The sequence below is a fragment of the Vibrio spartinae genome, assembly GCF_024347135.1.
Taxonomy (GTDB): domain Bacteria; phylum Pseudomonadota; class Gammaproteobacteria; order Enterobacterales; family Vibrionaceae; genus Vibrio; species Vibrio spartinae.
The window spans coordinates 596824-608580 of record NZ_AP024908.1 but is presented as its reverse complement, the minus strand read 5'-3'; the positions used below and the strand labels follow the sequence as shown (position 1 = coordinate 608580).

The 11757-nt window shown below is 39.8% G+C and carries 12 protein-coding genes; 9 read left to right on the top strand and 3 right to left on the bottom strand.

Annotation, left to right across the window (positions count from 1 at the left end):
- Window positions 1-7: 7 nt before the first annotated feature.
- Both OCU60_RS20500 and OCU60_RS20495 read right to left on the bottom strand, forming a co-directional pair.
- Window positions 8-157: a DUF5989 family protein gene (locus OCU60_RS20500; protein WP_095533344.1), complete on the bottom strand. Its 150-nt coding sequence runs from the start codon at window positions 155-157 to the stop codon at window positions 8-10.
- Between the two features lie 14 nt (window positions 158-171).
- Window positions 172-606, bottom strand: coding sequence for an SxtJ family membrane protein (locus tag OCU60_RS20495; RefSeq protein WP_074374848.1), 435 nt, complete (start codon window positions 604-606; stop codon window positions 172-174).
- 554 nt (window positions 607-1160) lie between these two features.
- Here OCU60_RS20495 and OCU60_RS20490 point away from each other — a divergent pair.
- Together OCU60_RS20490 and OCU60_RS20485 are read left to right on the top strand one after the other, a co-directional pair.
- Entirely contained in the window at window positions 1161-2222 is a 1062-nt protein-coding gene (locus OCU60_RS20490; protein WP_074374849.1) for a hypothetical protein, read from the top strand.
- Complete coding sequence (locus tag OCU60_RS20485; protein WP_139302160.1) at window positions 2194-3078, top strand: hypothetical protein; 885 nt, start codon at window positions 2194-2196, stop codon at window positions 3076-3078. Before OCU60_RS20490 ends, OCU60_RS20485 begins: the two co-directional genes overlap by 29 nt.
- Before the next feature lie 67 nt (window positions 3079-3145).
- Here OCU60_RS20485 and OCU60_RS20480 read toward each other — a convergent pair whose 3' ends face one another.
- On the bottom strand, window positions 3146-4378 hold the full coding sequence (locus OCU60_RS20480; protein ID WP_074374851.1) for a GGDEF domain-containing protein: 1233 nt from the start codon (window positions 4376-4378) through the stop codon (window positions 3146-3148).
- 318 nt (window positions 4379-4696) lie between these two features.
- On the opposite strand from OCU60_RS20480, the gene OCU60_RS20475 reads away from it, so the two are divergent.
- From OCU60_RS20475 to OCU60_RS20445, 7 genes are all read left to right on the top strand, one after another.
- Window positions 4697-5083, top strand: coding sequence for a late competence development ComFB family protein (locus tag OCU60_RS20475; protein ID WP_074374852.1), 387 nt, complete (start codon window positions 4697-4699; stop codon window positions 5081-5083).
- Complete coding sequence (locus tag OCU60_RS20470) at window positions 5084-5359, top strand: HlyU family transcriptional regulator (protein WP_074374853.1); 276 nt, start codon at window positions 5084-5086, stop codon at window positions 5357-5359.
- 293 nt (window positions 5360-5652) lie between these two features.
- Window positions 5653-7188 (top strand): Re/Si-specific NAD(P)(+) transhydrogenase subunit alpha, encoded by a 1536-nt coding sequence (locus OCU60_RS20465; protein ID WP_074374854.1) that lies wholly within the window; start codon window positions 5653-5655, stop codon window positions 7186-7188.
- Between the two features lie 13 nt (window positions 7189-7201).
- Window positions 7202-8584: a Re/Si-specific NAD(P)(+) transhydrogenase subunit beta gene (pntB, locus tag OCU60_RS20460; RefSeq protein ID WP_074374855.1), complete on the top strand. Its 1383-nt coding sequence runs from the start codon at window positions 7202-7204 to the stop codon at window positions 8582-8584.
- Between the two features lie 169 nt (window positions 8585-8753).
- Window positions 8754-10202 (top strand): sensor histidine kinase VxrA, encoded by a 1449-nt coding sequence (gene vxrA / locus OCU60_RS20455; RefSeq protein ID WP_074374856.1) that lies wholly within the window; start codon window positions 8754-8756, stop codon window positions 10200-10202.
- Window positions 10177-10836: a response regulator transcription factor VxrB gene (gene vxrB / locus OCU60_RS20450; RefSeq protein ID WP_074374857.1), complete on the top strand. Its 660-nt coding sequence runs from the start codon at window positions 10177-10179 to the stop codon at window positions 10834-10836. The genes vxrA and vxrB overlap by 26 nt, the downstream gene beginning before the upstream one ends.
- On the top strand, window positions 10836-11717 hold the full coding sequence (locus tag OCU60_RS20445) for a DUF2861 family protein (protein WP_074374858.1): 882 nt from the start codon (window positions 10836-10838) through the stop codon (window positions 11715-11717). The genes vxrB and OCU60_RS20445 overlap by 1 nt, the downstream gene beginning before the upstream one ends.
- Window positions 11718-11757: the final 40 nt, after the last annotated feature.

Below are 11757 nucleotides of genomic sequence, written 5' to 3'. Positions count from 1 at the left end.
ATTTCTCCTAGAATAGGGTATAAATAAATGGTGCAACGACTGTCCCCTGAACTAAAAAGAATAATCCGCATAGGAGAAACATGACAATCATGATCGGGGCAAGCCATAATTTTTTGCGCACTTTTAGAAAAGTTAAAAGTTCTTTGAGATGATCCATATTAAATCCAACAATTAAAATTGATTCTTGAATGTATCTTCAAGGGGAACTCGCTGTTGCTGTCGGTAACACCAGAAACTGTATGATTGCGTCTGTTTTAATTTTAATTCGTCCTTGCCACATAGACGCATCACCAAGCCTGTAGGTAAAAAGAAGAGATAAAAAATGAGGCCAAGTGTGATGGTCTGAGTGACTTTTCCTAACAGGAGTCCGGTGAAAGTCCATAGAAAGTTAAGTTTGTACAACCGTTCAGGTTGAATGGTTGCGACAAATGCAACACTCCCTCCTAAAAATGCCAGTGGTGTACTAAGATTTTCTACTTCATCAGCGTTGAGGTAGCCGGCTAAAGTAAGCATTATGATAGAAAGTATAAAACCAAAGTCTTGATTAGACATTAATTTTAGATTATTTACATCACTATTACTGTTTTTATGTTGATTCTGTCTCAAGTGCACCCCTGCCTAAAAATCATACTTGATAAATTTATAACGTGGTAGTTCCACAAAAACGGCTGATGCTCAACAGGAATACCCAGCATCTGTATTGACTAAATATAGGAAATCATGTAAAAAACAGCAAGTTATCATATGCCATTTATAATGAACGTAATATAAGCATTTATAAAATATGGAAAATGACGGCGTTTTTCAAGCTAGTTGTCACAACTTGCTTAAGTATCAAGCCGCTTCTTTTTCTGGGTTCAGATGAGCATCTCCGATTGGCTCACCGTTCCTGATTTTTCCTTTTGTATAATATTGAACGTGTGAGCACTTGTATTTATATGCTTATAGATGAATAATGTTTTACTTCTAGGTATCCTCTCAAACAAGGTGAACTAACTTGTGACTTGTAATATACTGATTTTTCTAATCGATAACGATAACGATAACGATAACGATAACGATAATGGCAAGGGTGGGATTTGGTTACTATATTAATTCTGATATATTTTATATCTGCCATGACCAACTCTAAAGATATTGTTATTTTTTGTGGTGTCTTAATGTCATGTGTATTATATCCCGTAACTTTTATTTTGATTGTTCTTTTAGCTTTTCTTATGATTCAATTTAACCGATTTGTTAAAAATCGAGAATTTATATTGGCTTTGGCTGTTTTATTTTTAATTTCATTCAAAAATACGCTATTGTCGACAGATATTAAAGAGAATCTTCTTGGGCTAAGTTTTGTACTATTTCAAGTTTGTTATTATATTAAAGAAGATATGTCATTATATACAATCGTGAGCAGACTGAGTTTTTTCCCTCAAATGTACTGTGGTCCAGTCGTCAAACCTTCAGGGTTTGCAAGAAAGAAAAAGATGAACATAAAGTCTTTGGCGCTATATCATATTATATTTTCTGTTGGGCTATTCTACAAAACATATATTACCTATATAACACATTATAATTATTCCAATGATGATAGCTTTCTGAACTCTATATATTGGTGGGCATATATGTATTCTGACTTTCTCTCTTGGTCATTAATGGGAATTGGTATTGCTGGCCTTTCAGGATTTAAGATGCCAGTTAGTTTTAAATCACCTTTTTTTAGTAAGAATATATCTCAGTTTTATAGGAGATGGAATGCAACCATTTATCAATGGTGTATGGATTTCATTAAAATAAAGATTTACAACAAGTTTTGGGCTTATACTAATATAGGTATTGCAACTGGCTCTTTAGCCTTATGGCATGGGGTGGGGTTTAATTTTATTTTTTTTGGAGTATTTAACTTTATTTATTTTTTCTTGCAGAATAGAATGAAAAAGCATAATAAACTATTATGGGCAAGTCAGATATTCTACTATTCTTTTATAGGATTTATATTCAATGGATTTCTACCGAATCATTTTATACCCGTTTCTCTGAACTGGTTATATATTCTCTTATGGGTATTATCTGTTTTTATTATGCTATTTTTTGACTATAAGTCTTTTTCGTTAGTTCGAAGAACGATAAATCATCATCCTTTAGTTGTTATTATATTATGTCTGGTTTTTGTAGCATTTACCTTATTTTTCAGAAAAGTAGATGGGCAATTCTATTATGCACAGTTTTAGAAAAATTAAAATCATATCACTGGTTTTTTTTAGTGTGATTATTATCCATCTTATTTATATTATGATATCGGATGATTCATTTAAAAGAATTACTAACTCTGAAAATGTGAAATGGCTCATTATAGGCAACTCTCATGCTTATAAAATTCTGATGAATGGAAATAATGTATATTATCTTAATGAAGATGGAGCTGATATTAAACGGCGAATGAAGCAAGTAAAACTGGGGGTGAGTGATTTTAAAAATGCCAAGTATTTTATTATTAACCTTACACCAATAGAATTATATAAAGGAATAAATGCCTTATCTAATGATAATGATTTATTATATGTCAGTAAGCCGCTAGATTTGATCGACTTTTTTGAAGATAAATTGGTAAAATCACCATTATCTATATTCGATAACAATTCAAACCATGATTATTTTTTATCGAATGGGCGGAAAGTCAATGATGGTGTACATAGTAGTGGTGGTGGGGATTGGTTCAGAAGGTCCCATTTTCAAGGGGAAGAACCAGATTTAAACTATTACAAAAATAGTGAAAATAAGTTAAGAAAAATGATTCACTTATTAAAGCAACACAAAGACCATGTGGTTATTCTGATTTCTATGCCATTGCATGACCTTTATATCAATCAGCTCAAAAATTATCTATCAAAATATGATGTGCCTGATTTAAATATGCTTAATCATCATATGAACCAGTTAGGTGCTGATTGTTATATCAATTTATATAATTACTCGTTGCCAACTAAAATGTTCTGGAATGGTGACCACTTAAATGAAAATGGCAGTATAGCGATAAAATCAATATTGAATGATAAAATTGATAATTGTATTTTTAGTCATAAATAGACTGATTCTTCTCGTTTTATTTTTAATGCTAATTTATCGATAGGTGTGAGGTTTATTCGGGCTCCGTTTACACCGACACTTGATTCCGCCCAGATTTTTTCGCTTTATAGAGAGCCTGATCTGCGGATTTGATGACTTCTTGGGGATTTCGGGTTGACCGACTGTCGCTGATACCGATGCTGACCGTAATATTCACAATACCGTTGGATTGATCTTTTTGCCGTTTCTGGCGTCCCACTTTATCATTTTTTGGGCGCTTATCCGTATTTCGTAGATACATGTCATAATTTTGGATATCTTGGCGTAAAGATTCAAGGTAATCAAATGCTTCTTCTGAACTTTTTCCTTTAAAAATAATGGTAAATTCCTCGCCGCCATAGCGATAAGCTTTTGCTTTACCTTTGACTTGGAGTAATTTGCTCGCCACCAGTTTTAAAACTTCATCTCCCGTATCATGGCCGTAGTTATCGTTGAATTGTTTAAAATGATCAACATCAATCATAGCGATGGTGAAATGTCGTCCCAGAGACTTCATGGTATGGTCGAGCGCTGCGCGACCGGGGAGGTGGGTGAGTCGATCATTAAACGCCAGCTCATGTCCGGCAGCAATAACATATAGCACCAGAAAAATACCAGAGATAGAGAATAGTATGCTGGAGATGTGCGGAAGATGAAAAGAAACAAAGACATCTGAAATAAGTAGAACAGATGTGTAAACAATAGCATCAAGTTTATGATTCTTCCTCAATAGCCGCAGCATGGTGAGACCACCTAAAACAATCAGGTAAAGGAATAGAATAAACGGTAATCGTGATACCTGAGGCACTGATAACAATAACTGCGTAAAAAGCTCCGGAAAGTCACCTTGGTTAAAATAATCCAGAATTAATAGTGACCAAGCGAAGAACAGACCTTGGATAAGTAAATAGTACAGAAATTCTTTAGTGAAAAGATCTGAGTCATGGAACGCATAACAGATGACGCAACTGATTGGAAAGAGCAAAGCAAGTAAAGATAACTCTAAAAGTGTTGAGCCACTGATTAACGGTGTTTGCAAACAAAGCTGAATGACAACATAGGCCAGTATCTGAGCAACAGCTAACATGCCCATACGACTTTGTTTGAATATTTGCGCAACCGCTAATGCCGTGAAAAGTAAAACATAAGGTAAGTTAAGCAGTACATTGGAATTTGATAGCTGCGTAAACATCTCGTGGCCCATCCCGATATGGATAGCCACAATGAACAGAATAGGAAGTAGACAGCGGAACCAGGAAGAACTGACCGACATTGAAAACATAGATGGTTGATTCGTCAAATAATTGACTGAACTTTACGTGATTTTTAGCAAAAAATACACCATTTTGTCGTTTTTTATACGACTTTCTTGAATTTTGGGTGAGGTATGCGTAACTAAATGCATCAATGAACCACAAAGATGAGAATACCAAAAAACTAAAGAAATACAGAATATTCACATTATTTGGCTCACATGGTTGTTACTGATATGTATAAAAATATGTCAGGCTGGTTATCTGATACTATGTTTATGATATAGATATCCCTGAATCCTGAAGATTATATCCATTTGGATGCTAACAGTTACTGGAGAATAAATATGCATATCAGTGTTGATGTCCATAATTATATGGAAACTTTAGTCGGTCAAATTTTGAGTTCAGATGATTTTAAAGCTCGCTATGGTCATGAACAATTGGCTGATTTGGCTTGTTTAGCGCTAAGTCAGTTGCGTCCTGTATACATTCGCCATGATATCGATTTTCTATCCACGCTTCCGGAAGCTCGTTTAGTGAAGTTAAAGCAGTTTGCACAAGATGCCGTTGAAGCCGGAGAGACGATGATCAAGAATGACCGTCGTCAGAACCCTGAGTATCGTGAGGTTCCTGTTGTTGTTGCAACGGCTCGTTATGATGATGACCTTGAATTGGAATGGCATGAAAGCCCGATTATTAGTCATCAAACAGAATATCAAAAGGAGAAGTAAGTGGGATTTTTATCTCGGTTGTTTGGTCAACGTCAGCAAGAGTCAACACCTGTTGAACCTGTTTATTACAAAGATTTTGCCATTTTTCCTGAAGCGATTGCCGAAAATGGTCAGTATCGGGTTGCCGGACGGATTACCCGGGAAATCAATGGGGAAATCAAAGAGCATCGCTTCATTCGGTCGGATGTTTTGGCCAGTCGCGGCAGTGCTGATGATCTGATGGTCCATAAGGCGAAGATGTTTATTGATCAGATGGGAGAAAAGCTTTTCAGTTGAGTGTTGCCCAAGTTGATTAAAATCATAATGAAAGAAACCACAAGCCGATAAGCTTGTGGTTTCTTTTTTGCGATGATTAATTTTTACCATGATATTCAATTCACTGGACATTCTCGTTAGTATGGTGATGACATCATGGCAGATGTTGGATCAATGCCATAGAAACAACATGTTATAGACGATACATTATAAACAATATGTTACAAAGAAGTGCAAGTGGTTGTCAGCTGCTTGAATATGTAAGTAAGCCGTTAGATTAAATATATTACTGTGCCAATTATAAGGAAATAACTATGAAAATTGGTGTGCCTAAAGAACGACTTGCGGGTGAAACGCGAGTTGCAGCTTCACCGACTTCGGTAGGGCAGCTGCTAAAGTTAGGTTTTGATATTCTTATTGAAACCGATGCCGGAGACAAAGCGAGTTTTGACAACCAGAGTTTCGAAGCTGCTGGCGCTCAGGTTGTGTCTCATGAAGACGTATGGCGTGCAGATGTTATTTTGAAAGTTAATGCGCCAACTGCTGAAGAAATCGAGCTGATCAAAGAAGGGGCGACGTTGATTTGCTTCATTTGGCCGGCACAAAATCCAGAGTTACTTGAAGCCTTGTCCGGTAAAAAAATTAATGTGCTTGCCATGGATTCCGTGCCACGTATTTCTCGGGCGCAGGCACTTGATGCTTTGTCATCGATGGCCAATATTGCCGGATACCGGGCTGTCGTTGAAGCGGCACATGAATTTGGCCGATTTTTTACCGGACAAATTACGGCTGCCGGCAAGGTACCGCCTGCAAAAGTTTTTGTCGCTGGTGCCGGTGTGGCAGGGTTAGCTGCGATTGGTGCCGCTGGTAGTTTGGGGGCTATTGTCCGGGCGTTTGATGTTCGTCCTGAAGTAAAAGAGCAGGTCCAGTCGATGGGCGCGGAGTTCCTTTCCGTTGATTTTCAGGAAAATTCCGGTGCCGGAGACGGCTATGCCAAAGAGATGTCTGATGATTTTAATCGCAAAGCGGCTGAACTGTATGCAGAGCAGGCAAAAGATGTCGATATCATTATTACGACCGCATTGATTCCAGGGAAGCCTGCGCCCAAACTGATTACCAAAGCAATGGTTGACAGTATGAAAGCGGGCAGTGTGATTGTCGATCTCGCGGCTGCTAATGGCGGAAACTGTGAATATACAGTGGCCGATCAAGTGGTGACGACTGAGAATGGTGTGAAGATCATCGGATATAGCGACATGGTCGGGCGTCTACCGACACAGTCTTCTCAGCTGTATGCCACCAACTTGGTTAACCTGCTGAAATTACTGTGCAAAGAAAAAGATGGTGAAGTCTATATCGATTTCGAAGATGTTGTTCAACGTGGTGTGACCGTCGTTAAGGAAGGTGAAGTGACTTGGCCGGCTCCTCCGATTCAAGTTTCAGCACAACCACAGGCTAAACCTGAGCCAGTAAAATCGCCCCAGAAAACAGAAGAAAAAGCAGTGTCCCCGATGAAGAAGGCATTGGGCCTCGTTGTCGGTGTTGGTGCATTCGCTTGGGTTGCTTCTGTTGCACCTGCTGCCTTCCTCAGTCACTTTACGGTGTTTGTTCTTGCTTGCGTGGTCGGCTATTACGTTGTCTGGAATGTGACTCATGCACTCCATACACCTTTAATGTCCGTGACCAATGCCATTTCAGGGATTATTGTCATCGGCTGTTTATTGCAAATTGGTCAGGGCGATGGCTTTGTTACATTTTTATCGTTTATTGCTGTGTTGATCGCAAGTGTCAATATCTTCGGTGGTTTTACCGTCACCAAGCGTATGCTTGAAATGTTCCGTAAAAAATAACAAGGAGTAGCGAATGTCTGCAGGATTAGTACAAGCGGCGTACATCGTTGCTGCTTTATTTTTTGTGATGAGCCTGGCGGGCTTGTCGAAACAGGAATCGGCGAGGGCTGGTAACTATTACGGTATCACCGGGATGGCGATTGCCTTATTGGCGACTATTTTCGCTCCCGATACGTCGGGAATTGCCTGGATTATCATTGCAATGGCGATTGGTGGGACGATCGGTATCTATTTTGCGAAGAAAGTCGAAATGACACAGATGCCCCAGTTGGTCGCAATCCTTCATAGTTTTGTCGGTATGGCCGCTGTGTTGGTTGGATATAATAGCTTTATTGAAGCCCCAGAAACCGTGACACATGCTGAACATGTTATCCATTTGGTTGAAGTTTTTGTGGGGGTTTTTATTGGGGCGGTTACATTTACCGGTTCGATCGTTGCGTTTGGCAAACTCCATGGTGTGTTTAAATCTTCGCCGTTGAATATTCCTCATAAACATAAGTGGAATCTTGCGGCAGTTATCGTTTCCACACTATTGTTGTTCTACTTTGTCAATGTTGACGGGAGTTATTTCGCACTAATGGTGATGACGCTGATCGCTTTTGTTTTTGGCTATCATTTGGTTGCGTCGATCGGTGGTGCAGATATGCCCGTTGTCGTTTCAATGCTGAATTCATACTCAGGATGGGCCGCCGCAGCGGCTGGATTCATGCTGGCGAATGATCTATTGATTGTGACTGGTGCACTTGTCGGTTCTTCGGGGGCGATTCTGTCTTATATCATGTGTAAAGCGATGAACCGCTCTTTTATCAGCGTGATTGCGGGCGGATTTGGTCAGGAAGTCGTGATAAGTGATGATGGAGAAGAGCAAGGTGAACATCGCGAGATCATGGCTGAAGATGTTGCAGATATGCTTAAAAACTCAACGTCTGTCGTGATCACACCAGGATATGGTATGGCGGTGGCTCAGGCTCAGTACCCAGTCTCTGAAATTACCGAGAAACTGAGAGCCAAAGGTATCAAAGTGCGTTTTGGGATCCATCCGGTCGCGGGGCGTTTGCCCGGCCATATGAATGTGCTGTTGGCTGAAGCCAAAGTTCCATATGAAATCGTATTAGAGATGGATGAGATCAATGATGATTTAAGTGAAACAGATACTGTACTGGTCATCGGTGCGAATGATACGGTCAACCCAGCAGCGCTAGAGGATCCGAATAGTCCAATTGCTGGCATGCCAGTTTTGGAAGTTTGGCATGCCAAAGATGTGATTGTCTTTAAGCGTTCAATGAATACCGGATACGCAGGTGTTCAGAATCCGCTCTTCTTTAAAGAGAATACTCAGATGTTATTTGGGGATGCAAAAGCATCATGTTTGCAGATTCTGGAACATTTGGATTAATCACGACTAAAAAACAGTAGAAAACTTTGTAATATAAGCCAGCAATAATGCTGGCTTTATTTATTTAGGGGGCACATTATTGACACCGGCATAACACGTAGGTAACTATTTTTGTCATAATGCTAACCGGATCATGAAACTTGCCTGAGAATATAGAGTCACATAAAAAATGATATTAAAACGATTCGTGCTGTTGTTCATGTTTACTATTCCATATGCATATGCGGACTCTTTGCCAGCAAGAATCGATAATTTTATATCCTTGTTTCGATATAATGAGGCACTTGTCTCATATGATTTGAGAAAAATAGAAGCGGAGTATGCCACAAGACTTATTACACCCGAATCTATGCTGCCTCAGACATTTCAATATCCTTTGAAAGATATTCAGCAGCTTTACGCTTTAGCGCAGCATTGTACCGGCAACTTACCGCTGAGCCCTTTAACGACAGAGCCGCTGGTTTTTACCCGGGCGATGTGTAAAGGGACGAAGCTCCCGCTGCGTTGGTTTGCCAGAAGCGCTTTGATTCATCCGGGTGGGGGAACATATGCTGCACGATATGTAAAAAAATACCCTAAGCTTTATGATGAGCTAAAAGGTTATATGCATATTCAGGAGCGTCCTCAAGCACCCGAAGATACTTTATTAGGGCGTTTGCAGCGGATGGACAGTGACTCGGTCACCTCATTAATCTCAGGTGACTCAATGTTTAGTGAGCAAGATGAGCTTTGGTTGAGAAAAGGTGATCGGTATTACGTTTTTGCTGATCGTGTGTGGAAGAATAATGCCGAACAGGCGGGTTTAGTCTTCAGTTATGTCAATAATGAGGATTCAACTTGTTTTGTTCGACGCGGTAACTTGTGTTGGGAAGAAGAAGACCAATCGGATATTTTACGTTATATCCTCGTTGGCCTTGTTGCTTTCAATGTTTTATTAGTGATTAGTTGGTTTGTCTATCGTTGGAATACAAAGCGGCTTGAACTGAGAAGCCGCATGCTTATTTTACAGATATTGACACATGAATTGCGGACACCAATTGCCAGCCTTTCACTGACTGTTGAAGGATTCAGACGAGAGTTTGAGCGGCTTCCCGAAACTGTTTATGATGAATTTCGGCGATTATGTGAAGATTCCCGCCGTCTGAGGCAGTTGGCAGAGGCCAGTAAAGATTATTTACAGTCTGATACCAAACCTTTAGCGGTGGATTGGGTACCGTCAGTCGCTGAGTGGTTAGAATATAAATTAGAGGAAGAATTTGAATCATCTATTCATTTCTCAATCAATCAGGATGTTGCAGCGAAATTAAATGTCTATTGGTTGGGAACTTGTATAGATAATTTGCTAAGAAATGCCATTAAATATGGTACTGCCCCCGTGCAGTTGGATGTAACGACGTCAAGTCATATGGTTACGTTCAAGGTCATCGATCAGGGTGTGCTGATACAGAAAGACTGGCGTCAGCTACGTAAGCCCTTCGTCAGTAAAAGTGGTTTAGGCCTAGGTTTAACAATAGTAGAATCAATGGTTGGGAGAATGGGAGGCAAGATGTCTCTAGTCGGGCCACCAACAACATTTATTTTGGAGATACCTTGTGAAACAGACGTTGCTTCTTGTTGAAGATGATAAAAACTTGGCTGATGGATTATTAGTTAGTCTAGAACAAGCCGGATATAACTGTTTACATGCGGAGAAGATTTCAGAAGTAAGACAGTATTGGGAGCAGGCTGATTTAGTGATTTTGGATCGACAGCTTCCTGATGGTGATTCAGTTGAACACCTCGTTGATTGGAAAAACCTGAAAGATGTTCCGGTTATTCTGTTGACGGCACTGGTCACGGTGAAAGATAAAGTTGCAGGACTTGATTCTGGTGCGAATGATTATCTAACCAAACCATTTGCTGAAGCCGAGTTATTTGCCAGAGTGAGAGCGCAACTTCGAGCGCCTGATGGAGAGTCGCAGGATGATACAAAGGTAGTCACAACAGAACTAACGATTGATAAAGCCACGCGAGAAGTGCATTACAAAGGTGAGTTGATTACGTTGACCCGTACAGAGTTTGATTTACTGCTATTTCTGGCCAGTAACTTAGGCCGAGTATTTACCAGAGATGAATTATTGGATCATGTGTGGGGCTACAATCACTTTCCAACAACAAGAACGGTTGATACGCATGTTCTGCAATTAAGACAAAAACTTTCCGGACTAGAAATTGAAACCTTACGGGGTGTCGGCTATAAAATGAAAGCCTGATGATGAGAAAAAAGAGTTTTTTCTTACTGGGAGTACTGATATGCGCTCCCAGCTATTCTGTTTATGCGAATTGGTTTGAACGCAACACGCCATTAACTCAAGCCCATGAACATCTGCTGGAAGATGATCTGCCTAAAATGTTTAACTCTTTAGTTGAAGTATGGCAGAACGCTAAAAGTAATCACCTCAGCAGTCATCTGAATGACTTGTTACTCCAATCTTTAAGCGCAGATTGTGGAAAGAGTCTGGAGCGTGGCCCTTTTCCTGATTGGATTAAATCTCTCGCAGTACGAAGAGTAGAGATTCAGAGTCCGGGACGGGATGCATTCCAATTACTGATTAATATGGTGACAACGTCACAAATAGAAGAGGTTTCGTTCACTCGCTGGATTGATCATTCAATTTCACTCGATAGCTCTTTTTCCCAGACAAAAAGTGACGGTGTCACAAGTGAGCTCACTTACGTGAAGCGTTATAATCTGAATAATCGTTTGCCGATGGGGCTCTATCGATTGATCGTTTCTCGAAAAAATGGTGAATCGTGGAGTTCTTGGATCATCCTTGATAATCCGAAGACGTATCACACGATTCATTGGCGTTCAAAAGAACAATGGCGTGTCGAAAAAACAGCGATTCCGAATCGTTACTGCCCATTACCCAAAATGAGAGTTTCAGCGTATAGCTATCATAATGGGAAATACTCAGACGTTTGGAAACAGACCTATGAGTCTAATTATCCGAGCGAGTTGCCACCTAAAACATTAGAACCGGGACGATATGTTCTGGCGGTATCGATGAATCATCAGCGGTGGCAAGGGCCGATAACTATTGAGCAATCTCAAGTTATTAGTAAAACATATGATGTTTCACTAGAGGAATAGCTAAAGATATATGACAATCTGTCGTTATAAACATTAAATT